The organism is Streptomyces sp. 11x1 (assembly GCF_032598905.1).
In the GTDB taxonomy this organism is placed as follows: Bacteria; Actinomycetota; Actinomycetes; order Streptomycetales; family Streptomycetaceae; genus Streptomyces.
Map to the genome: position 1 here is coordinate 9,464,092 of NZ_CP122458.1, position 22,548 is coordinate 9,486,639.

The following is a 22,548-nucleotide window of genomic DNA, read 5'->3' on the forward strand; positions in this document are numbered from 1 at the left end:
GGAGGTTACGCCCCGGCGGGCCCGTTAGTGAAGAGGGACTCAAGAAACACTTTCCGCTTGCCTGGTCCCGGCCCGGCCGTCAGCGGCCTTCGGGCGGCTGCCCGCGGCGAGGAACGCCGCCATGCGGTCCTGCGCCTGACGGCCGTCGGCGAGGGCGGCGATCAGCCTTGCCTCCTCGGCGAGGTGGCGGCGCAGCTCCTCGCCGGTGCCGACGCGCAACAGGCCCTTCGAGGCCCGCAGCGCGTCCCCGGCGCCGGCGGCCAGATCGGCCGCGATCCGATGCGCCGCGTCGTCCAGTTCCCCGTCGTCCACCGACCGGGAGACCAGGCCCCAGAGTTCGGCGTCGTCGCCGGTCAGGACGCGATTGGTCAGGATCAGGTCCGCCGCCCTGCGGGGGCCCAGCAGCCGTGGCAGGAGCCACGAGGCCCCGCAGTCCGGTGTGAGTCCGATCGCCGTGTACGCCAGCCGGAACCGTGCCGAGCGAGCCGCCAGAACGATGTCACCCACCACGGCGAGGCCGATCCCCCCGCCCGCGGCCGCTCCGCGCACCGCCGTCACCAGCGGCACCGGCAGTTCGTACAGGGCCTGTATCGCGGCGTGCGCGGCGCTCGCCACGGCGTGCACGTAGGCGCCGGTCCCCGCACCGAGACCGGCGAAGGCGCGCAGGTCACCGCCCACGCAGAAGCTGCCGCCCGTCGACCGCAGCAGGACCGCGCCGCCCGGGTCCGCGGCCACCTCGGCGGCCGTGTCCCGCAGCGCCTCGGCCGTCCCCAGATCCAGGGCGTTTCCCCGGCCGGGATCGTCCAGCCTCAACTCCACGACCCCGTCGGGGTGCCGGACGATCCGGACCGGCTCGGTACTCGCTGGGACGCTCATCACGCTTCTCCTGCCGTCTTCCCGTCGCCGGGTGCTTCCCGGCAAGATACTGAAGACGCTATACAGTTTCCAGGACGCGGCGGGCACCGATGCCCGTACGCCCGTCGGCGGGAGGCCACGTGCCCATCCAGTTCGATATCGATCCGGCTGTCGCGCATCTCGCCGCGTCCACCGCCGAGTTCGTGCGCGAGGTCGTCATTCCGGCCGAGCGCGAGTGCGGCGGGTCCGTGCACGACGCCCCCGAGGCACTGCGCGAAACTCTGCAGAAAGCCGCCCGGGAGGCGGGAGTGTTCGCTCCGCACGTACCCACGCGCTGGGGCGGACACGGGCTCGACCTGCGCGGCCAGGCAGTGGTGTTCGAAGCGGCGGGCTACTCGCTGCTCGGACCGCTGGCGCTGAACTGCGCGGCCCCCGACGAGGGCAACATGCACCTGTTGGAGAAGGTGGCCACCGACGAGCAGAAGCAGAGGTATCTGGCTCCGCTCGCCGCGGGCGAGACCCGCTCCTGCTTCGCCATGACCGAACCCGCTCCGGGAGCCGGCGCCGATCCCCGCGCCCTGCGGACCACCGCGACCCGGGTGCCCGGCGGCTGGCGCATCGACGGGCGCAAATGGTTCATCACCGGTGCCCACGGCGCCGACTTCGCCATCGTCATGGCCCGGACCTCCGGCAGCCCCGGCGACCCGGGCGGCGCCACCATGTTCCTGGTCGACGCGGACACCCCCGGCATGCGTCTCGTCCGGTCCATCGAGACCCTGGACGAGTCGCTCTTCGCCGGACACAGCGAGATCCTCTTCGAGGACTGCGTGGTGGGGGAGGACCAGGTGCTCGGCGCGGTGGACCGCGGCTTCGAAGGCGCCCAGGTCCGGCTCGGACCCGCCCGGATGACCCACTGCATGCGCTGGCTGGGAGCCGCCCGCCGCGCCCAGGACGTCGCACTGGAGCGGGCGGGCAGCCGGATGGCCTTCGGCTCGGCGCTGGGAGACCTCGGCATGGTCCAGCAGATGCTGGCCGACTCCGAGATCGACATCGAGGCGAGCCGCGCACTGATCCTGCGCACCGCCTGGGAACTGGACACCGGCTCCGCCGCCGCCTCTCAGCTGACCTCGGTGTCCAAGACCTTCGTGGCGGAGGCGGTGAACCGGGTGGTGGACCGGGCGGTGCAGATCTGCGGAGCGCTCGGCATCTCGGCCGCCGACGCCCCGCTGGCCCGCCTCTACAGGGAGGTCCGGCCGTTCCGGATCTACGACGGCCCCTCGGAGACCCACCGTTTCGCCATCGCGCGCCGCGCGGTACGGCCCTACCGACAGCCACGCCCGACCACCGCCGACGGCTGACCGTGCCGCGGGGCGCCTGACGGGAGCTTTGCCCGGTCGACCGAGGTGATGTTTCCCCGCATCACCGAAGCCCGGCTCGTCCGCCGTGGCGCACCAGGTGACCCGGTGCGCCTGGAGCGCTGACGTGGTCGCGTGACCCGGGCGGGCTCGGCCTTCCACCGAGCCCGCCACGCCGGCTCCCTCCTCCCGGAGCCGGACTCGTGTCACGCCGTCAGCGCTGCAGTGTCAGCAGACCCGGACGGTAGGGCAGGAGGCCGTAGTCGCCGCCGGAGTTGGGGTTGCGCCCCTGGTAGAGCAACTGCAGATTGCAGGGATCGACGGTCATGGTCTGGTCGGCGCTGGTGCGGATCAGTTCGCCATGGCTGATGTCGTTGGTCCAGGTGGCGCCACTGTTGGCCTTGCCGGCGAAGGGGTTGCTCTCGGTCGCGGCCTGGGGTGTCCAGGAGCCGTTCAGACTGGTGGCCGTGAACGAGCGGAAGTACCGGCCCTGCGAGCCGATCGCCTCGACGATCATGAGGTAGCGGTTCTGGCCCTGGAGCTTGTAGACCTGCGGGGCCTCGAACAGGTTGTTCGTCGTGTCGCTCATGATCGTCGTGTACGAGGATCCGAAGCTGCCCGGGAAGTTCCCGATCGGCATACTGGCCCGGTAGATCTTGCCGTTGTCGCCGGCGAAGAACAGGTACATGTTCGTCCCGTCGGCGATGAGCGTCTGGTCGATGGGGCCGGTTCCGGAGCCGGAGATGCTTCCGGTGAAGAGCGGCTGCTCGGCGGACCAGCCGTTGGGGTTGGTCGGGTCGCTCGACGTCCGGTAGGAGAAGGCGGTCCTGCCCCACTGGTAGGCGAGCACCCAGATGTTCTTCGGCGCGAAGTAGAAGAGCGTGGGTGCGACGGTGGAAGTCGACATCGTGTTCTGGCTGGCCGAGGCCATCTCCGACCAGTTGGTGAACGGGGTGAAGTTCATCGAGCCCCAGGCCCTTCCCGTTCCCGCGGCGCCGTGTGTCGTCGCATAGACGAGCTGCTTGCCGTTGTAGGGGGCGACGGTGAAGTCCTTGAGTGAGGCCCACCCGGCCTTGGGCTGGGCCAGCGCGCCCGTCGACGACCAGCGGTACGACGACGGAAGGTCGCACTGGCCGGGGGTGCCGGCACCGACCTTGACGAGCTGCCACTGCTGGTTGGTGCCGCCCCAGTCGTCGTACTGGACGATGTTGGCGTTGTCCGCGGTGGAGGAGCCCTGCACTTCGAGGGCCTTGTTGCTGTGGCGCGAGATGAGCCGGACGTAGCCGTCCGAGCTGTCGGCCAGCCGCCACTGCTGGTTGGCGGCGTTCAGGTCGGTCCACTGGACGATCGAGCCGCCGTTGGAAGTGGACCAGTTGTAGAGGTCCAGCACCTTGCCCGAGTGGCGGGACTTGATGCGGTAGTAGCCGCTCCCGGCATCGACGAACTGCCACTGCTGCTGGCTCTGATCGTTTCTGGTCCACTGGGTGATGCGGGCGCCGTCACTGGTCGCCATGTTGTATACGTCCAGGGCCTTGCCACTGTTGCGGTTGACCAGCACGTACGAGGCGTTGGGGTCGACGGTCGCCGCGCTCGCGGGCTGGGCGCCGAGGAAGGTGACCACCAGCAGCAGAGGCGCGAGAGCAGCGAATAAGCGTCTCACAGGGACCGGGGAGGGGCGGCGAAACCGCATCAGGGGGGCCTCCTTAGGGGCGGGGTGAGGTGACGCCGATGAACCGCGGAGCGGCCGTATCGAAGGCAAGAGAGTTTCGAAACATTCGAAGCTATTCCCGAACCTTGTCGGCACAAGCTAGGAATGCAAAGCCCTCCGGTCAACCCCTGTCGCCGATCTGACCACAAACCGATCCTCTGTTTCGGGCGGCACGGGTCGACGCTCCGAAAGGGATCGCCCCGGATGTCCACGGCACCGCTCGCCCTGGCGAAGGCCGCACTGAGCGGCGAAGGGCCGACTGGCCCGGTGATCGCAACCGAAAGTTGCGGACAATGAGCGGAAACTTTCTCGTTACCGAGTATTGACGATCCACCGTCAATCCCTCAATCATCCCTCTCTGGGCGACCGGACGCAGTTCGAGATGCCGAACCGTCTCGACCCCGGGCTCACCAGTGGCCGCACGCAAGAACCACACCCCCCACAGATCAGCGCATGGCGCCACCCGCACCACCCCGTTCCGTCCCGGCGAGGCTCGCACCAGGGCATCCGGGCCCTTCATACGTGACACCCACCGCTGAACCGCGATGAAGTGCCCGCGCCACAGCGCTGCCCCGCCGTGCCCCACCCGACGGCGGACCGGGCGCCGTCCCGGCACCGCGGCTGCCGGTGAGGTCCGTGCTGCGCGGGTTCCGGCCCGCCCCACAGGTCCGCCGCGAAGGCACGACCGCCGCTTCCCCGAGCTCCCGCCCTATCCGCGCATATCCGTGACAGCCGCTTTGGAGGAGAGCCATGGGCTTGTACGCCCTTCCCAGACACCAGGTCCGCCGGAAGATCCGCGGCCTGCAGCTGGCGTTCGTCGCCGGCGTCCTCGGTACGGTCGCCGCGCTGGTCCCGCCGCCCGCACACGCCGCCGAGAGCACGCTGGGCGCCGCGGCGGCGCAGAGCGGCCGCTACTTCGGCACCGCCATCGCCTCCGGCAGACTGGGTGACTCGACGTACACGTCGATCGCGAACCGCGAGTTCAACTCGGTGACGGCCGAGAACGAGATGAAGATCGACGCCACCGAACCACAGCGGGGCCAGTTCAACTTCACCGCCGGTGACCGCGTCTACAACTGGGCTGTGCAGAACGGCAAGCAGGTGCGCGGGCACACCCTGGCCTGGCACTCCCAGCAGCCCGGCTGGATGCAGAGCCTCAGCGGCAGCAACCTGCGCCAGGCGATGATCGGCCACATCAACGGCGTGATGGGCCACTACAAGGGCAAGATCGCCCAGTGGGACGTCGTGAACGAGGCCTTCGCCGACGGCAATTCGGGAGCCCGGCGCGACTCCAACCTCCAACGGACCGGCAACGACTGGATCGAGGTCGCCTTCCGCACCGCGCGCGCCGCCGACCCGGCAGCCAAGCTCTGCTACAACGACTACAACGTCGAGAACTGGACCTGGGCCAAGACCCAGGCCATGTACAACATGGTCCGGGACTTCAAGCAGCGCGGCGTGCCGATCGACTGCGTCGGCTTCCAGGCGCACTTCAACAACGACAGCCCCTACAACAGCAACTTCCGCACCACCCTGCAGAGTTTCGCGGCTCTCGGCGTCGACGTGGCCATCACCGAACTCGACATCCAGGGCGCCTCGGGAACGACCTACGCCAACGTGACCAACGACTGCCTGGCCGTGCCGCGTTGCCTCGGCATCACCGTCTGGGGTGTGCGCGACTCCGACTCCTGGCGGCCGCAGCACACGCCGCTGCTGTTCAACTCCGACGGCAGCAAGAAGCCCGCCTACACCTCGGTCCTCAACGCTCTCAACGGCGGCTCCAACACGCCCGCTCCGGGTTCCGGTCAAGTCAAGGGCGTGAGCTCCGGCCGCTGCCTCGACGTGCCCGGCGCCTCCACTGCCGACGGCACCCAGCTCCAGCTCTGGGACTGCCACAGCGGCACCAACCAGCAGTGGGCGCCCAGCAGCTCCGGCGAACTGCGGGTCTACGGCAACAAGTGCCTGGACGCCGCCGGTACCGGCAACGGCACCAAAGTGCAGATCTACTCCTGCTGGGGTGGCGACAACCAGAAGTGGCGCCTGAACTCCGACGGGACCATCGTCGGCGTCCAGTCCGGGCTGTGCCTCGAGGCCGCCTCGGGCGGCACCGCCAACGGCACCCAGATCCAGCTCAACTCCTGCTCGAACAGCGGCAACCAACGCTGGACCCGCACCTGATGGGGCCTGCCACGGACGAAAGGGCGATTCGATGAAGACCTCCGGTGCGGCTTCCCCCGCCCCTCCACACAGACATCGTTGGTGGTCCCGGGTCGCGGCCGTGGTGGCGGCGACCCTCGCGATCGGCATGCTGGCCGCGGTGAATCCGGCGCCCGCCGAGGCGGCGACGGTGGACCCCAATGCCTGGTACGCCCTGGTCAATCGCAACAGCGGCAAGGCGCTGGACGTCTCCGGCACGTCCACCGCCGACGGCGCGCGGGTCACCCAGTGGACGCGTAACGACGCAGCCGCCAACCAGCAGTGGCAGTTCGTGGACTCCGGCGGCGGCTTCTACCGCCTCAAGGCCCGGCATTCGGGCAAGGTTCTCGACGTGGCCGGCGCCTCGACCGCGGACGGCGCCGCGATCCAGCAGTGGGCCGACCACAACGGGGCCAACCAGCAGTTCCGCCTGGCCGACTCCGACGGGGGCCATGTCCGGCTGATCAACCGCACCAGCAGCAAGGCGGTGGAGGTGCAGGGCGCCTCCACCGCAGACGGCGGCAACGTCGTCCAGTACACCGACTGGGGCGGCGCCAACCAGCAATGGCAGATGGTCAAGCTGTCGTCCGGTGGTGGCGGCGGTGGTGGCGGCGGATGCGGCAGCGCCCCGACTCTGACGAGCGGTACGCACACGATTCAGAGCGGCGGCAAGAGCCGCAGCTTCATCCTCAGGGTTCCCGCCAACTACGACAACAGCCGCCCCTACCGGCTGATCTTCGCGTTCCACTGGCGGGGCGGAACCGCCGGCGACGTCGCCTCGGGCGGCACGAGCGGGAGCGCCTGGTCCTACTACGGCCAACAGGAACAGTCCAACAACGGCGCGATCCTCGTCGCCCCCCAGGGCCTCGGCAACGGCTGGGCCAATTCCGGCGGTGAGGACATCACCTTCGTCGACGACATGATCCGGCGGATCGAGGGCGGCCTCTGTGTCAACCCGGCACAGCGCTTCGCCACGGGATTCAGCTGGGGCGGCGGCATGAGCTACGCACTCGCATGCAGCCGGGCGAACGTCTTCAGGGCTGTCGCGGTCATCTCCGGCGCCCAGATCAGCGGGTGCAGCGGCGGCACCCAGCCCATCGCCTACTTCGGAATCCACGGCATCAGCGACTCCGTCCTCAACATCGGGCAAGGACGGTCCCTGCGCGACACGTTCGTCAGGAACAACGGCTGCACCTCCCAGAGCCCGCGCGAGCCCGCGCCGGGCAGCCGAACGCACATCACCACCACCTACTCGGGCTGCCGTGCCGGATACCCGGTCCAATGGGCCGCGTTCGACGGAGGCCACATACCCGGTCCGGTCGACGGTTCCACCAACGAAAGCGGCGTCACCACCTGGACCAAGGCAGAGATCTGGAGGTTCTTCGCACAGTTCCAGTGACACGCCCGCACCATGGGGTGGAGCCAGGATGAACCTGGCTCCACCCCGTCGACGTCTGTCCCACTCAGTCTGTCCCACTGCGACGGCCCTCGAAGAGCTGGTGCAGTTGTGCGGAGGCCCCGACTGGCCTGGCTGCAGCTCGGCCAGCCAGCCGCGCGCGACCAGACGCTTCGCCTTCGACCGCAACGCCTCCACCTTGGCCGGCACTGTGAGCTGATCGACCAACACGGCCAACTCCTGGCAGGTCAGCGGCCCTTGATGGAGCCGGTCCCGGTCGGCGAGCGCCCCAAGGATGCGCTGGTAGTTCACCGACAGCACCGACCAGGCCAGCCCCTCACGCCACACCGGCACCTGCGACCTCGCCCTCGCCGCCTGCCGGGACGTCGAGCCCGCGACCGGGCCGGGGACGACCTCCTCTACGGCGATGCTGCCGCCGTCCGGAGCCAGGACCGTGCCCACTCGCCTGCGGGCGATCGCCCACTCCTGCCATTCCTCCTCGGCCGCGGCCAGCTCGGCCTGGATGCGATCGGCTTCCTCACGCAACCCCTCGACACGACGACGAGCAGCGAGCTCGTGCTGTTCCAGCAGTCCGGCCACCGACGGCATCCGCGACCTCCCGGGGAGCGACGACACGACACGCCACCACTCCCACCGAATCGCCGACCCTATGCCTGACCAGCGAAAACATCGCCCTCAGATTCGGAACGACAACAGCTTCTTACGCCCATCGGTTCGTGCGCCTCTTCCGTTTCTCACCTATCAGTGCTGTTCCCCAATCTACAGATGGAAACGGTTTCCATTTGTGTTTCAGTCCAACGATCCGAGGACGGACAGCAGGCAGTCGACCTCCTTCGCCGTGTTGTAGACGTGGAGGCTGATGCGCACCGCACCGTCCCGGGGGTCCGCGCCGGCCTGGCACAGGCTGTCCGCCCGCACCATGAATCCATGGCTGAACAGGATGAACCCGAGATCGTCGGAGGGGATGTCGTGGTGCCTGAAGGTGACGATGCCGTGGCGCCGCTGCACGGGTGAGTCGGCTGCCAGACCTGCCTGGCAGCCCAGGATCTCGTAGGAGGTCAGGTGGCGGAGCCGGTCGGTGAACCGGGCGGTGAGGGCGGTGGTCCAGCGCGCGATCCGGCCCGTACCCGCGGCGTCCAACCAGTCGAGCGCGGCTTCAAGGGTGGCGATGCCGACGGTGTTGGGGGTGCCGTGCCAGCCGCCGGGCCGGAACTGCGGCCCGCGTGCGTTGCGGGCCCAGACGGATCCGGAGCCGGGCAGAGCCAGTGCCTTGTGCCCGGAGAAGACCACGAAGTCCACGTCGAGTTCGCCCACGGACACGGGCCGATGACCGACGCTCTGGGCGGCGTCGAGACAGATCGGCACGTCGGGGCCGACGGCCTCCCTGATGCGGTGGACGTTCATGTCGCCGCCGTAGACGTGGTGGATGTGCGTGGCGGCGACGAAGCGGGTGCGCGGGTTGACCATCCCGGTCAGGGCCCGGTGGTCGTAGTCTCCGGAGGCCGTCTGGTACGGCAGAGCGCGCAGGCGCACGGTGATGCCGCGCTGTTCGAGCAGCCGCTGGGTCTCCAGCCAGGGTTCCAGGTTCGCCTGGTGGTCGGCGAAGGGGACGATGATCTCGTCGCCGTCGGTCAGCTGGTCGGCAAGCCAGTCGCGGGCGACAGCCCGCAGCCCCTCCGTGGTACCGCTGGTGAAGTGGACGCCGGAGCGCTCGGGGGCGGGGTCGCCGAGGAAAACCTTGACGCGCTGTCGGGTGCGTTCGACCATCGCCGTCGTCCCGTTGGCCCACGGGTAGGTTCCTCGCCCGGCATTGGCGTTGGCCGTCGTCAGATACGTCTGCGCGGCGGCGAGGACGGCGCGTGGCTTCTGCGAGGTGGCCGCGCTGTCCAGATACACCAGCTCCGGATGGCCAGTGATGATGGGGAACTGTTCCCGCAGTTCCCGCTGCCAGTCTGCCAGTTCCCGCAGTTCATGGGTGAGTCCGTCGTGGAGCATGAGGTCAGTCCCGCACCAGTGGGGCGCCCGCGTCCCGCCAGGCGACGATGCCGCCGGACAGGCTGCGCACGTCCGGATGGCCCATGCGGGTCAGCAGCGCGGCGTAGCGGGCGGACTTCTCGCCGACCGGGCAGGCCAGCAGCACCGGCTGTCGCTTGCTGAACGGTAGACCGCCCCGTACGAGTTCGTCGAACAGTTCGTCCACGATGTTGACCGATCCGTCGATGTGCAGCGCGGCAAACGCCCGCGGCCCGCGCAGGTCGATCACCAGCGGCCGGGGCCGCCCGTCCGCGATCCAGCGCAAGGCGTCGTCGGTGTCGACGACCTGTGCCCGCGCCTGTACCTCGGCTTCGGTGAGCGCTCTCGCCGAGTTCTTCTGGGGCGGCCGGCCCAGGAGTTCGGGGCGGCGCTGCCGTACGTAGCTCAGATAGCTTTCCGCCCGGTCGCAGACGATGAAGACCGCCGTCCGGCGATCGGCCGTTCCGGACTCTTCCAACTCCGCGTCCATGGCACGCAGATGTCGTACCGCGCCGTGATAGGCGGCGCCTCCGGTGGGTCCGGCCAGCAGCCCGCAGTGGCGGATCAGGGTCAGCATGCCGTCGATGGCCTGGTCGGCGGTCACCGACTCCATCGTGTCGTACGTCGCCGGGTCGAAGAGTCCGACCTGGTGGACCTCGTCGATGGTGCGGATGCCGGGGATGAAGTCCGACTTGTGGGCGACCAGTCCTACCACGCGTACCCCGGGGTCATGCTCGCGCAGCGCCCGGGCCACCCCGGTCGACGAGCCGGCGGTGCCCACGCACGCGATGAACCAGTCAGGTGCCCGTCCGTCCAGGTCCTTGACGATCTCCGGTCCGGTGCCCGCCGCGTGCGCTTCGGTGTTGCGCGGGTTGAAGTACTGGTCGGTGTGCAGATATGCGCTGCCGTCCTCGGCGAGGGCCTGGTGGAAGCGGGTCAGCGGGTCCTCGGTGTCGGTCGGGTCGAGGCACTCGCTCTGCCCGGGCAACTCCTCGATCTCCGCGCCCAGCAGCAGAAGCAGGTCCTTGATCTCCGGTACCCGCATCCGGTTGGTGACGCTCTTGAAGCGCAGCCCGTGCATCCCCGCGAGCAGAGCCAGGGCCTTTGCGGTGTTGCCGCTCGACAGTTCCACGACGGTCGCCCCGCGCTCCGCTGCCTCGGCCAGACCGGGGCGTGCCATGTTCCACGCGGCTCGGTCCTTGACCGAGCCGAAGGGGTTGAGCATCTCCAGTTTGGCGTACAGGTCGATGCGGCGCAGGCCGTGCACGGCCGGATCGATGCGTACCAGCGGCGTGTTGCCGATTGCCTCCGTGATGCTGTCGTACCTCATGACACCGGTCCTCTCGGCCGTGTGGTCGGCCAGTACCCCTCGTCCGGACACCAGCGCCAGGAGTCCCCGTCGCGTACGACGGCGACCGTCCGGGCGGTCGGCTGCCGCTGCGCTCGGTGAGCGTGGAAGTCCATGGCGTAGCCCGCGGTGTTGGCGAACGCCAGCAGGTCGCCGGCGTGTGGCAGCCGGGGCAGGAACACCTTTCTGCGTGTGATCAGGTCGGCCTCCAGGCACAGATTGCCGACCAGGTAGACCCCCACCGGCCCGTCGGCGCCGACGTCTTCCGTTGCGGCCGTTCCGGTGCGGGGGAGAAGGACGGGATCGACGAGGACGCCGTGCTCCTCCAGGCTCACGTCGCCGGCGTTCATGCCGAGGCGCACCAGGAGGTCACCGGAGTCCGGGCCGGCAGGGCGCACGTCGAGCACCCGCGCCAGCGAGAGCCCGCACTGGTCGACGAGCGCCCGCCCCGGCTCGCAGTACAGGTCGTAGAGGTGTTCCAGGAGGAGGGCGCCGAGTGGGCGGCCCGAGGAGGGGGCGGGGTGGGAGAGGAGCTCGTCGAGATAGCCGGGGCCGGCCGTGGGGCGATGGGCCGGATAGAGCGCCGGCGCCCCGCGCAGCGTGCCGCCTTCGTTGCGCAGACCGTAGCCGTGTCCGCGCCAGGTCAGGGCGGGGCGGGTGCCCAGCACCGCGCCCGCCAGCTCGGTGGTGTAGCGCTCCCACTGGCCGGCGTCCGCGAGATAGCCGACCCCGAAGCCGCCGCCGATGTCGATGACGCGCGGGTCCAGTCCGCGGGCGCGGCACTCGTCCATGACGGCGACACATTGCTCCAGCGCGGTCGCCTTCTCCGCCAGGCCGGTCGTGTCCAGGTGGTAGGCGACACCGGTCAGCCGGACGGTGTCCTGGTGCCGTTCAACCGTGTCGAGGAGAGGGCCCACCTCCCGCAACGGTGTGCCGAAGCGGCTGCGGCGCGAGAGCGTCTTCACCCCGGAGGCACCGGGGCCGGTGGCTGCCTCGAACTCGGACAGCCGCAGTAGGACATCGGCCCGGGGCAGGGAGAAATCTCGTATGAGCCTGGCCAGTTGTTCGAGCTCGCCAGGCGAGTCGATGTTCACGGTGACGCCGGTACGGGCGGCGAGCCACAGGAACTCCGGGTCCTTGGGCCCGGTGGCCATGATCCGGTCCGGGGTGACGCCGCATCCCAGGACGTGTCGCAGCTCACCCAGGGAGGCGACGTCGACGCCGACCGCCGAGGGTTCGGCCGCGGCCAACCTGCGTACCAGGGAGCTGGACTGGTTTGCCTTGTGTGCGAAGTACACCCGCCCGGTGAGGTGGTGCTTGCGGTAGACACTGTGGAAATCGCCCGCGTTCTTGGCGATGCGGTCGGGCAGCAGCACATCGAGCGGGGAGCCGAGCGCGTCGACGAGGGAGTGGAGGAAGGGCACGTCGTCCAGTAACGAGCTGAGCGGCGGTTCCAATCGTGGTTGCAGATACAAGGGCACACGCACGACAGGCCCCTCCCCGTCCACCGGCGGCTGCGGCTCCCGGCGGTTGAGCGACGCAGCAGTGGGGGCACCGGCAACCGCTCGGACGACCGTTCGGGGATCATCATTTCCCGTTACATGTGTACTTAAGCCATGGCTTGCCTTTGTGATGAGGTCGGCGACTCATCTGCTCCGCATCCAGCCGCCCCGGCGGGCCCGGCGGCAGGTCCACGACGTGCCGTACCTCTGCGTCCGTCAGGAAGGGCAGAACGGCCTCGGCGGCGAAGAAGTGCGGGCCGCCGGCCTGTGAGGCCACTGCCGAGGTTCATGCCCCGTCCGTGACCGACGCGGCGATCATCGTCCGGCGCGGGGTGTTCACGAAGAAGGCGCGGCGCAGCTCGATCACGTCGTGCAGGTCGAGGTCGAACCAGTGCGCCTGGCCGTTGTCGACGCGTTCGTGGCGGGTGTTGAGCCCGGTGCCGATCTCCACCACGGTGCCGGTGTGATGGGTGGCGAGGAAGTCCGCCACCCATCGGTCGAACAGGCTCGTACGCAGGACGGTGCCGATCAGGCTGGGCAGGTTGTCGAAGCGGGTGAAGTCGTAGTCGATCGACGCCGTGATCTCCTCGGCCCGAGGGCCGCGCAGGGCCGCGTCGCGCTTGCGACTCTCCACGGCCCGCCCGTACAGGGGGATGAGAAGCGTCTCCTGGACCGTGCCCAGGCGCGCGGTGCGCTCTGTCATGGCTGCTCCCTCTCCTGTGGGAGCCTTCGACGCTATATGAAAATGGATTCCATTGTGAGGGTATGGACTCGTGAGCTCGCCGGCCCCGTGCCGGCCGCGAGGCGCAGCTTGGCTGTCAGCGGCCCACGGGATCGCCTTCGGCGCCGTCGGTCTGCGTGCGAAGGATCATGTGGCCGCCGTGGCCCAGGGGGGTGTCCAGTTTCAATCGGGCTGTTTCACTGCCGGTTCGGGCGTCGAAGACGTGGACTTCACCGTGACCGCCGCGAGTGACGGCGACCCAGTCGGAACCCGGCGAGGCGGCCACCGCGCGCCGCTGGACGCCCTCCCAGGGGGTGCCGCCGCGGCGGGGTGCGCCGTCCATGGCGGGAAGTGGGACGCGGCGGGTGGTGTCGTCGGCGTCCAGGAGGACCAGTTCGTCGCCGTCCGGGTGAATGCGGGTGAACGCGGTGTGCTGTCGGGCGAGGGCCAGCCGGAAGACCAGGCCGGGGCCGAGTTCTGTCAGAGTGGTGCGGTTCGTCTCCAGGTCGTGGAGCCATGCCTGGTTGGTCCATTCCGGCCACCGCAGGGGGTCCGCGAGGCCGCCCCGCAGCGTCGACCACAGCGCCCGTCGTCGAGGGTCGAGTCGCAGGTACCAGCCCCGGGCAGGTGAATCCCAGGGGATCGTCTGCTCGGGGACAAGTGCGTCGCCCTCGCGGCGTGCCCTGTGCACGCCGTCACCCGTGGCCGCGAACACGTGCCCGAGGTACGGGTCTTGAGCGTCCCCGTGTCCGTCGTCCGGCAGCGGAAGGTGCGCGTGGGGCGTGACCGGAGGGCAGCCGGGCGGGGCCGCGAGCAGGTCGGCGAACCGGTGGACGGCCACCGTGCCGGGCTCCCGGTGCCGTAGGACGACCAGCGGATCACCGTGGCCCAGAACCGTCACACCCGGTTCGCCGACACGCGTGCGTACCCGCGCGGCGTCTCCCGTCGTGAGGTCGACGACCGTCAGCAGGTCCGACCACGGCTCGCCGTTCTCGCCCAGGCCCGTTGTCACGGCGACCCACCGGCCCGACGGGTCGCAGGCCAGGTGTTCGGCCGGCACGGCGACCGGGATCGCGGTCTCCACCAGCTCGTCGCCGAAGGGATCGAGCACCAGCAACTCGCCCCTGCGGTCGTCGACGCAGGCCGCTCGCCCGCCCGGCAGTGCCAGGAACCCGGCATGTTCCGAGAGGTGACGGCCGGTGAGGCGGCCCGTCTCGGTGCCGTCCGGCACGGTCAGCACGTGAATGGATCCCTGTACGTGGTCGGAGACGAGCAGTAGGGCAAGCGTGGCTGTCATCGGGGCCTCCATGAAAAGCGGATCTATTGAAAACGATTATCATGTATCTTCGGTGCGTTCCCGGGTCCATGAGAAGAAGCGAGGGCATCGATGCTGCGCTCACCGTCGAGATTCGTCCGAAGCTGGATCACCGCAGCGCTAGTGGGCTCGGCGCTGGTCGGGTGTGGATCGTCCGCCGAACCGGCGAGTGAGAAGGCCGCCGCGGCCGGTCCGAAGACCGACGTCACCGTCGAACCCATCAAGGCCACACGGGCGTTGACCGACGCGGGCGGCGTCAAGATCTCTCTCGAGAAGGAGCCCGAGCGCATCGTCTGCCTGTTCGCGCTCTGCGACGACATCCTGACCGAGCTGGGCATCGTCCCCACGGCCACCAACAGCGCACTCCTCGCCCAGCCCGACTTCCTGGGGGAGGAGAAGGCGAAGAAGGTCGACGTCATCCCCGGTGGGTTCATCGCGCCCGAGGTGGAGGTGATCCTCTCCCACAAGCCCGACCTCGTGATCGGCCTGGAGGACACCCACGGCAAGCTCGCCCCGGCCCTGAAGGACGCCACCACGTTCTGGCCCATGCAGCCCGAGACGTGGGAGGACAGCGTGGGTTACCTGCGTGATGTGGCCGCACTGACCGGCCGTGCCGCCGAGGGCGAGAAGGCCGAGAAGGCCTTCCGCACCAAGCTCGCCGAAGCCGAGAAGACCAGGAGCGACAAGACCGCGCTCATCATCTACGGCAGCGACGAGAACTTCGGCGTCGCCACCCCGGAGACCGACGTGGGCGCCAGCCTCTTCCCGAAGCTCGCCGACTACCCTTGGAAGTCCCGGGGAGTGGAGGGCAGTTACAGCCTCGAAGAGATCCTCGCGGCGGACGTGGGCGTGCTGTTCGTCGAGACACTGAGCTTCGGCGAGGCGGACGGCAAGCTGTCGGAGAAGCTGGCGAAGAACCCCTTGTGGGGCAAGATCCCGGCGGTGAAGAACGGCGACGTCCACGAGGTGAACTCCGAGGTGTGGGCCAAGGGGCGCGGTACTCGTTCGCTGGGCATCATCCTCGATGAGGCCACGGCCGCACTGCGGTGAGAGCGCCCGTCACGACGCACACCGCGGAAGGCGACGCGACATCGGGCCCTCGGTGGTCGGTGCGCTTCGCAAGGGGATGGCAACCGCCCGTGGTGGTGACCCTGTTGGTCGCCGCCTCGGCCTGCGCGTTGAGCCTGGGCACGCCCTATGTCCCGCTGCACCGGCTGCCCGGTGCGCTGATGGACGCGGACAGCACGCTCGCCGGGATCGTCGTCACCGAGCTGCGGGTGCCCCGGCTGGTGCTGGCGCTTGTCGCCGGGGCCTGTCTGGGTGCGGCGGGGCTCGTGCTGCAGGAGGCGCTGCGCAACCCCTTGGCCGTTCCCGAGATGCTGGGTGTGTCGTCCGGTGCCGCGCTCGGGGTGGCCGCGCCACTGGTGCTGTCGGTGTCCCTCCCTGCCGCTGTCCAGCCCTTGCCGGCCATCGGCGGTGCCGCGCTCGGCGGCGGGATCACGCTGCTCGCCGCGGGGCTGGGGCGCAGTCCGTCCGCCGTGCTGCTCACCGGCGCCGCGGTCGCCGCCGCGTTGCAGGCCGCGCTGCTCGTGCTGATGGTGATGGCCGACCAGCTCGACCTCCAGCTGATCTACCGCTACCTGCTCGGCTCGCTCTCCGCCCGCACCTGGGACGACGTCACCGGGCTGTGGCCGTGGCTGCTCGTCGCGGTCCCCGCGCTCGTGCTGTGCGCACCGGTGCTCTCGGTGTTGCGGCTCGGGGACGAGGACGCCGAGGCGCTGGGTGTGCGCGCCCAGCGGGCCCGGTTGGCCGCGCTGGCCATCGCCGTCGTGCTGATCGCACCCGTGACGGCCGTGTGCGGGCCGGTGGCGTGGGTCGGGTTCCTCGCTCCGCACCTGGCGCGGTGGTTCCATCCCGCGGCGGACGCGGTGCGCTGGCTGCCCTGGTCTGCCGCGTGGGGCGCTGTCGTCGTGGTCGTCGCCGATGTCCCGGCCCGCCTTGCGCTGGCGCCCGTGGAGACGCCGGTCGGCGCGTGGACGGCTCTGGTCGGGGTGCCCGCCGGGGTCGCCCTGCTCCGGTCGGGCAGCCGCAGGCCGACGGCCCGGAGCCGGGCGGCGGGCACCGCTGCCGCGGGCTCGGCGCCGCAGGGCGCTCACGCCATGCCGTCCAGTCCTTCGGAGGAGGAGCCTTCCATGGGGGCCCGGGAATGTGTCCGTCGAGGAGATCCGGGGAGCGACAGCCCTTCCGGTGTTTCCGCCGCACGCGGTGAGGCGACCGGGGCCGAGGAGGTCCGGTGAGCCGACGTTTCGCGGTACTCGGCGCAGTCACCGTCGTGTGCGCCGGCGTCGAACTGGTGGCCGGGCGCGGCATCTCCCCGGCCGTGGTCTGGGACGTCCTCGGCGGGGGCGGTGATGCGACGGAACGGCACATTCTGCTCCAACTCCGGCTGCCCCGCCTCCTGGTGGCCCTCGGCGCGGGGGCGTGCCTCGGTGTGGCGGGCCTGGTGCTGCAGTCGGCGCTGCGCAACCCGCTGGCCGGACCCGAGGTGACGGGTGTGACGCCGGGCGCCGTGCTCGGTGCCGTCGCCGCGACCGGTCTCGGACTCGCGGGGTGGCAATCGCCCCTCGCCGTGGTCGTCGCCGCGTGCGTGGGCGGCTGCGCCGGTGCCGCGCTGCTGTGGCTGCTCGCCGGACGCGGCAGCGGTGATCCCGCGCAGACAGCCGTGCACGGGGTGCTGGTGTCGGCGGTGCTCGGCGGACTCACCGCCATGGTGCTGCTCGTCGCACCGGGCGAACTCGGCAGCGTCGTGCAGTGGCTCGTCGGCACCACGGAGGGCCGGGTGTGGCAGCACTGGCACCTGTTGTGGCCGTGGGCGCTCGGCTGGGGTGCCGCGGCCTGGTTGCTGGCCGGGCCGCTGACCCTGCTGCGCTGCGGGGACGACATCGCCCGCGCCGCCGGGCTGTCCGCCGCCCGCGCCCGGGCACTCGCCCTGCTGTGCGCGGTGGCGCTGACAGCGGGTGCGGTGGCCGCCGTGGGGGCGCTGGGATTCGTCGGGCTGCTCGTGCCGCACCTCGCCCTGGCCGCCTTCGGCGCCGACCTGAGGGTGACCCTGCCCGGGGTCGCCCTCGTGGGCGCGGCCGTGGTGTGCGGGGCGGACGCGACGGCGCAGTTGTCCTCGCGGCTGCTGGCGGCCGCGCTGGACTCCGGGCGGCTCACGCTGCCGGTCGGGGCCCTCACCGCTTGCCTCGGGGCCGCCCTGCTGCTGCTCGTCGTGCGCCGCGCGCCGAGCCGTACGTTCTGATGTCGACTGAAGGACAGAGCATGACCGAGTCCGTGGGGATCCGCGCCGAGGGGGTCCACTTCGGCTACCCCGGCCAACCCGTGTTGCGCGGCGTCGACATGACCGTCGAACCGGGTGAGCTGACCGCCCTCATCGGCCTCAACGGCTGTGGGAAGTCAACCCTGTTGCGGCTCGCCGCCGGGCTGCTGCGGCCGGACGAGGGGCGTGTGCTGCTCGCCGGGGACGACCTCGCCCGGCTGTCCCGGCGTGCCACCGCCCGACGGGTCGCGCTGCTGCACCAGTCGGCTCCGGCCGTCCCGGGCATGACCGTACGTCAGCTCGTCCGGCAGGGGCGCTACGCGGCGCGCGGCCCGCTCGGCATGCTGCGCGAGGGCGACGACCCCGTCGTACGCCGCGTACTGCGCGACGTAGGTGTGGAGCAGTGGGCCGAGCGTGATGTCGACGCGCTGTCCGGGGGCGAGCGGCAGCGGGTGCGGCTCGCGATGGCGCTCGCCCAGGGCACCCGGGTCCTGTTGCTGGACGAGCCGACCACCTACCTGGACCTGCACCACCAGCTCGACGTGCTGCAGACGGTGGTCCGGCTGCGTGAGGAACGCGGCCTCACCGTGGTGATGGTGCTGCACGACCTGGCCCACGCCGCCCGGTTCGCCGAGCGGATCGTCGCGCTGCGCGACGGCCGGGTGGTGGCCGACGGCACGCCGAAGGAGGTCGTCACCCCGGGACTGCTCGCAGAGGTCCTCCGGGTGGCCGGCCGGGTCGGCCGGGATCCCGAAGGCGGCTGGCCCGTGTGTTACCCAGATCACCCTCTCCCGGCTCTAGAATATGAAAATCATATTCATTAGAGTTCCTGGTGCGGCGCTCACCAGAACGCCGTATCTCCCTGATGAAGAAGGAGAGTTCATGAACACCGAGAAGGTCTTCGCACCGATCGCCGACCCCGGTCAGCTGGCTCACGCCTCGGCCACGCACTCCAACGCCCTCGTCGAGAACCCCTTCGAGGACACCGAGGAGTAGACGAGGCCCAGCGCCCTCGTGAGTGGGCCCGCCCGTCACCTTGCGGGCGGGCCCACGCCCTTCCAAGGCCCCCTTTCTCCAGGAGGATCGACGTGTCCCGCAGCCAGCTCGTGCCCGGTGTCGAGGTCGTCGCCGTACCCGGGCGGGGTCTCGCCGTCCGCACGGTCCAGGGTGAGTTCCTCAGCGTCAGGACGGGCGACGCGGACGTGGAGGCCCTGCTGTCCCGCCTCTCCGGTACGGCCGCGGACGAGCCGGACGACGAACTCGACCGCATCGTCCGAGCCTTCGAGGGCGCGGGGTACCTCGCGGGTGAAGCGCGGCGCCCGCGCTGGCCCGCCGATCGCCGTGACATCCGGCTGCTGGGGGACACGGTCCTGACCGAACCACTGGCCGCACTCCTGCGTGCGCTGGGCGCCGAGCCGCGCACGGCCGCGCACGGCAGCACGTCACCGTCACCTGACGACCTGTCCACCGGAGATCCCGCCGCCGTCGTGTGGTGTCTCGACGGGCCCGTGCCCGAAGGGCTGTGGGACACAGCCGACCGGCTGCCCGAGCGCGGCATCGCCTGGCTGCGCTGCCACCGGGAGGGCTGGCAGGCATACATCGAGCCCCTCGCGGCCGCTGCCGGGGACGTCACCTCGGCACACGTCCGGGCCCGTCGGCTCGCCGCCACCCCCGCGCACCGGGAGCTGGCCGCCTACTGGAGCGGACCTCGTACGTCCGGTGCGCCGGTTCACCTCACCGCGCCCGCCGCCGGGCTGCTGGCCGCCCTGCTCGCCGACGACCTCAGCCGGTGGATCACCGGCGCGACCGACACGGACGCCCTCCCCGCCCGGCGCCGGCTCCGGCGCGTCGACCTGCGCACGCTGACCGTCACCGAGCACCCCGTGCTGCCCGTCCCCGACGTCGCCCGCATGCCGAAGCAGGCCGGATGACGCCGTCCACGACGGCCGTCGAAGGGCTCGCCACCGACACCCACCTCCCGGACGGCGACGGCCCCTTTCCGGCCGTCCTCATCCGCACGCCCTACGACCGGACACGACACCGCGCCGAGCTGCGCGGCTGGGCCCGCCGCGGGTTCGCCGCACTGGTCCAGGACGTACGGGGCCGACACGCGTCGCCGGGGGAGTGGCACCCGTACGAGAACGAGGCCGCCGACGGAGCGGCGACCGTCCGCTGGATCCGCCGACAGCCATGGAGCGACGGGCGGTTGGTCGCCGTCGGCGCCTCCTACGCCGCCCACTGCGCGCTCGCGCTCGCGCTCGACGCGCCCGTGGACGCCCGGCCCGACGCCGTCATCGCAGCCGTGCCCGCGCTGGGCACCGCCGAGACGGCCCGCGAGCCCGCCGGCGTGGAACGGCTGCTGGCCCGCGCCGGATGGTGGGCGGCCCACGGCGACCGGCCGGACTCCGACGACAACGCCCTGGACAAGGCCCTCGCCGCGGACCCCGGCCTGCTCACCCATCTGCCGCTGACCGGCCTCCCCGAGCGGCTCGGCCGGAGCCTGCCGTCGTGGCCCGGCCTGTGGAGCCACCGCGAACGCGGCCGGCTTCTCTCGGGAGCGGAGCACGCCGGGATGCCCCTGCTCGCGGTGGGCGGCCACCACGACCACTTCACCGAGGACACCGTGGCGCTGTGGCGCCGCTGGGGCGGTTCGTCGGCCCGGCTGTTGCTGGGACCCTGGGGGCACGGCCTCGTCGCCGAGCCCGGACCCGACGCCGATCCGGCGCACGGGGTGAGTCTCGGTGAGCTTTACGTGCGATGGTCCCGCCGCGCTCTCGCCGGGGATCTCGCTCCCGGGACCGGTGGCGTGGTCGGCCTGGGCGGCAGCCCTCTGTGGGTGCCCGCCGACGCAGAGGGAGAGCCGCGCACGCACAACGTACGTCTGCTGCACGGCTCCTCCTTCACGGCCGATCCCGAACACCCCGTGTCGTCCGAGAACCTGGCCGTCCCCGAGAACGGTCCGCCCGACCGCTGTCTGCTGGTGACTCCGCCGCTGCCGCGTCCGCTGGACGTGGTCGGCCCCGCGGAGGTGCGGCTGCGTGCCACCGCGCACACGCCGTCCGCCGACTGGGCCGTCCGGCTCGTCGCACTCACCCCCGAGGGGGTGGCCCAGCGGCTCGCCGTCGGCGTCGTCCGGCGCGAGGAACCACCAGGAAGTCAGGCCGAGTTCACCGTAGGACTCGGCCGGCTCGCACGGCGGCTGCCGGCGGGCACCCGGCTCCGCCTGGAGATCGCCGGGCACCACTTCCCGGCCCACGCCCGCAACCCCCACACCGGCGACAACCCGGTCACGGCCACCCGGCTGCTCCCCTCCCGGCGCGAGATCGACGCCGGGAGCGTGGCGCTCCGGCTGCCCGTGCTCCGTTCCCGTCCCACGCCCGCCCTTCCCGCAGAGGAGATCCCGCGATGACAGCGCTGCCGCTGGAAGCTCTCGTCGACCCCGTCTGCGGCATAGTCCGCGACGTCAAGCCCGTCGAGCACCCCGTGGGCGCACCGCCCCGCTACACCGCGCTCACCGCCGAGATCGCCGACGCCCGCAGACTCGGCCTGTGGCCCGCCGACCGGGTGTCGCTGGGCACCACCTTCGGCGACCCCGAAGGCGCGCGCACAGCCGCGATAGCGGAAGGGATAGAGAGATACTGCGGCAACCGGGTGCCGCCGCCCGGCCACCCCGACGCCCCCCTGCGTGCCACGGCCGCCGAACTGGCCGAGAAGGGGCTGCGGCTGTACGGGCCGGACGAACTGCCGGCCTACGCCGACTGGCAGTACGCCCGGGAGAGGTTCCCCTACCGCCGGCTCACCGCCGACACGCCGTCGTTGTGGGCGCGTGGCACCGAGCGGCTGCCCGAGGGCCGGACCGCCGAGGTCTGGGCGCCCGTCGCCCTCACCCACCTCAACTGGCGTCAGGGAGAGCTGCGCTCGCTGCCGCGCACCCACCACCTCAACTACGCGGGCATCGCCACCGGGCAGGGCTTCGACGACGCGGCCGAGCGCGGCCTGCTGGAGATCGTCGAACGCGACGCGCTCGAACTGTGGTGGCACCTCGACGGCCCTGCCCGCGGCATCGACCCGGGTACCGTGCCAGGCCTCACCGACGACCTCGCCGGATCCGCGCTCGACGTCCACCTCGTCGAGATGCCTTCCGAGTTCGCCCCCTGCATGGCCGCGCTCGTGCACGACCCCCGGCTCGGCCTGTACGCCTCCGGTTTCGCCTGCAAGTACGACCCGGCCGAGGCCGCCCGCAAGGCCGTCCTCGAAGCCGCCCACACCTGGGTGTTCACCCGAGGTCTCACCGACCCCGACGGCTGGGTGTTCCAGGCCGTCGAGGCCGGGCTGCTCGCGCGCGGGCTGTACCTGGACCACCGCGAGGACGGCCGCTACCTCGACGTGTGCGGCGAACAGTTCGAGCACGTACGGGACCTGGGCGCGCACGTCCAGGTGTGGCTGGACGAACGGATGGCGCCCGAGGCCCGGCGGTTCACCGACCCCGCGCTCGGGACCGTCTCCATCGACGCGGTCGAGCCCGGCAGCCGGGACCGGCTGGAACGCGTGCTCCACGAGGGCGGCCACCGCGTCATGACGTTCGACCTCACCACCGAGGACGTGGCCGAGACGTCCCTGCGCGTCGCCCGGGTCCTCGTCTCCGGGCTCCTGCCCAACGCCCCCGCCGCCTTCGGCTACTTCGGCTGCCCGCGCCTGGCCGACGCCGCCGTCGCCCGCGGCTGGCGGACGACCCCACCGAGCGCACCGGAGGACTTCACGCTGGCTCCTCCGCCGCACATGTGAAGGGCCTCCTCCCC

General features: G+C 71.0%; 19 protein-coding genes and 1 pseudogene. 12 read left to right on the forward strand and 8 right to left on the reverse strand.

Annotated elements, in window-relative coordinates:
- Positions 1 to 39: 39 nt before the first annotated feature.
- Positions 40 to 876 (reverse strand): enoyl-CoA hydratase/isomerase family protein, encoded by an 837-nt coding sequence (locus P8T65_RS41620; protein WP_316730625.1) that lies wholly within the window; start codon positions 874 to 876, stop codon positions 40 to 42.
- Positions 877 to 995: 119 nt separating this feature from the next.
- Here P8T65_RS41620 and P8T65_RS41625 point away from each other — a divergent pair, with 119 nt between their 5' ends.
- The gene (locus P8T65_RS41625) at positions 996 to 2,213 is read left to right on the forward strand and encodes an acyl-CoA dehydrogenase family protein (protein WP_316730627.1); all 1,218 of its coding nucleotides are present in this window, start codon (positions 996 to 998) and stop codon (positions 2,211 to 2,213) included.
- 211 nt (positions 2,214 to 2,424) lie between these two features.
- Here P8T65_RS41625 and P8T65_RS41630 read toward each other — a convergent pair whose 3' ends face one another.
- Positions 2,425 to 3,900, reverse strand: a complete 1,476-nt coding sequence (locus tag P8T65_RS41630) for a non-reducing end alpha-L-arabinofuranosidase family hydrolase (RefSeq protein ID WP_316730629.1) — start codon at positions 3,898 to 3,900, stop codon at positions 2,425 to 2,427.
- Positions 3,901 to 4,668: 768 nt separating this feature from the next.
- Here P8T65_RS41630 and P8T65_RS41635 point away from each other — a divergent pair.
- Both P8T65_RS41635 and P8T65_RS41640 read left to right on the forward strand, forming a co-directional pair.
- Positions 4,669 to 6,096, forward strand: a complete 1,428-nt coding sequence (locus tag P8T65_RS41635; RefSeq protein ID WP_316730631.1) for an endo-1,4-beta-xylanase — start codon at positions 4,669 to 4,671, stop codon at positions 6,094 to 6,096.
- A gap of 100 nt (positions 6,097 to 6,196) precedes the next feature.
- The gene (locus P8T65_RS41640) at positions 6,197 to 7,513 is read left to right on the forward strand and encodes an RICIN domain-containing protein (RefSeq protein WP_316730632.1); all 1,317 of its coding nucleotides are present in this window, start codon (positions 6,197 to 6,199) and stop codon (positions 7,511 to 7,513) included.
- Between the two features lie 114 nt (positions 7,514 to 7,627).
- On the opposite strand, the pseudogene P8T65_RS41645 reads toward P8T65_RS41640, so the two are convergent.
- From P8T65_RS41645 to P8T65_RS41660, 4 genes and pseudogenes are all read right to left on the reverse strand, one after another.
- Positions 7,628 to 8,119: pseudogene (locus tag P8T65_RS41645) on the reverse strand (hypothetical protein); the annotation flags it as partial.
- Positions 8,120 to 8,320: 201 nt separating this feature from the next.
- The gene (locus tag P8T65_RS41650) at positions 8,321 to 9,526 is read right to left on the reverse strand and encodes an aminotransferase class V-fold PLP-dependent enzyme (RefSeq protein ID WP_316730633.1); all 1,206 of its coding nucleotides are present in this window, start codon (positions 9,524 to 9,526) and stop codon (positions 8,321 to 8,323) included.
- Between the two features lie 4 nt (positions 9,527 to 9,530).
- Positions 9,531 to 10,874, reverse strand: a complete 1,344-nt coding sequence (locus P8T65_RS41655) for a pyridoxal-phosphate dependent enzyme (protein ID WP_316730634.1) — start codon at positions 10,872 to 10,874, stop codon at positions 9,531 to 9,533.
- Entirely contained in the window at positions 10,871 to 12,379 is a 1,509-nt protein-coding gene (locus P8T65_RS41660) for a Y4yA family PLP-dependent enzyme (protein ID WP_316730635.1), read from the reverse strand. The genes P8T65_RS41655 and P8T65_RS41660 overlap by 4 nt, the downstream gene beginning before the upstream one ends.
- 145 nt (positions 12,380 to 12,524) lie before the next feature.
- Here P8T65_RS41660 and P8T65_RS41665 point away from each other — a divergent pair, with 145 nt between their 5' ends.
- Positions 12,525 to 12,665, forward strand: coding sequence for a hypothetical protein (locus P8T65_RS41665; RefSeq protein ID WP_316730636.1), 141 nt, complete (start codon positions 12,525 to 12,527; stop codon positions 12,663 to 12,665).
- A gap of 15 nt (positions 12,666 to 12,680) precedes the next feature.
- Here the strand turns inward: P8T65_RS41665 and P8T65_RS41670 are convergent, their stop codons facing one another.
- Together P8T65_RS41670 and P8T65_RS41675 are read right to left on the reverse strand one after the other, a co-directional pair.
- Positions 12,681 to 13,097 (reverse strand): class I SAM-dependent methyltransferase, encoded by a 417-nt coding sequence (locus tag P8T65_RS41670; protein WP_316730637.1) that lies wholly within the window; start codon positions 13,095 to 13,097, stop codon positions 12,681 to 12,683.
- A gap of 115 nt (positions 13,098 to 13,212) precedes the next feature.
- Complete coding sequence (locus P8T65_RS41675) at positions 13,213 to 14,412, reverse strand: hypothetical protein (protein ID WP_316730638.1); 1,200 nt, start codon at positions 14,410 to 14,412, stop codon at positions 13,213 to 13,215.
- A 90-nt stretch (positions 14,413 to 14,502) separates the two neighbouring features.
- On the opposite strand from P8T65_RS41675, the gene P8T65_RS41680 reads away from it, so the two are divergent.
- The 8 genes from P8T65_RS41680 to P8T65_RS41715 all read left to right on the forward strand — a co-directional run bounded on the left by P8T65_RS41680 (position 14,503) and on the right by P8T65_RS41715 (position 22,534).
- On the forward strand, positions 14,503 to 15,480 hold the full coding sequence (locus tag P8T65_RS41680) for an ABC transporter substrate-binding protein (protein ID WP_316730639.1): 978 nt from the start codon (positions 14,503 to 14,505) through the stop codon (positions 15,478 to 15,480).
- Between the two features lie 104 nt (positions 15,481 to 15,584).
- Entirely contained in the window at positions 15,585 to 16,727 is a 1,143-nt protein-coding gene (locus P8T65_RS41685) for a FecCD family ABC transporter permease (RefSeq protein WP_399103374.1), read from the forward strand.
- Positions 16,724 to 17,731 (forward strand): iron chelate uptake ABC transporter family permease subunit, encoded by a 1,008-nt coding sequence (locus tag P8T65_RS41690; protein WP_316730640.1) that lies wholly within the window; start codon positions 16,724 to 16,726, stop codon positions 17,729 to 17,731. Before P8T65_RS41685 ends, P8T65_RS41690 begins: the two co-directional genes overlap by 4 nt.
- Positions 17,732 to 17,751: 20 nt before the next feature.
- Positions 17,752 to 18,573 (forward strand): ABC transporter ATP-binding protein, encoded by an 822-nt coding sequence (locus P8T65_RS41695; RefSeq protein WP_316730641.1) that lies wholly within the window; start codon positions 17,752 to 17,754, stop codon positions 18,571 to 18,573.
- 58 nt (positions 18,574 to 18,631) lie between these two features.
- Positions 18,632 to 18,745, forward strand: a complete 114-nt coding sequence (amiA, locus tag P8T65_RS41700) for a streptamidine family RiPP (RefSeq protein ID WP_316730643.1) — start codon at positions 18,632 to 18,634, stop codon at positions 18,743 to 18,745.
- A gap of 92 nt (positions 18,746 to 18,837) precedes the next feature.
- Positions 18,838 to 19,680, forward strand: coding sequence for a hypothetical protein (locus P8T65_RS41705; protein ID WP_316730645.1), 843 nt, complete (start codon positions 18,838 to 18,840; stop codon positions 19,678 to 19,680).
- The gene (locus P8T65_RS41710; RefSeq protein ID WP_316730646.1) at positions 19,677 to 21,158 is read left to right on the forward strand and encodes a CocE/NonD family hydrolase; all 1,482 of its coding nucleotides are present in this window, start codon (positions 19,677 to 19,679) and stop codon (positions 21,156 to 21,158) included. Before P8T65_RS41705 ends, P8T65_RS41710 begins: the two co-directional genes overlap by 4 nt.
- Positions 21,155 to 22,534 (forward strand): YcaO-like family protein, encoded by a 1,380-nt coding sequence (locus P8T65_RS41715; RefSeq protein ID WP_316730647.1) that lies wholly within the window; start codon positions 21,155 to 21,157, stop codon positions 22,532 to 22,534. The genes P8T65_RS41710 and P8T65_RS41715 overlap by 4 nt, the downstream gene beginning before the upstream one ends.
- Positions 22,535 to 22,548 lie beyond the last annotated feature (14 nt).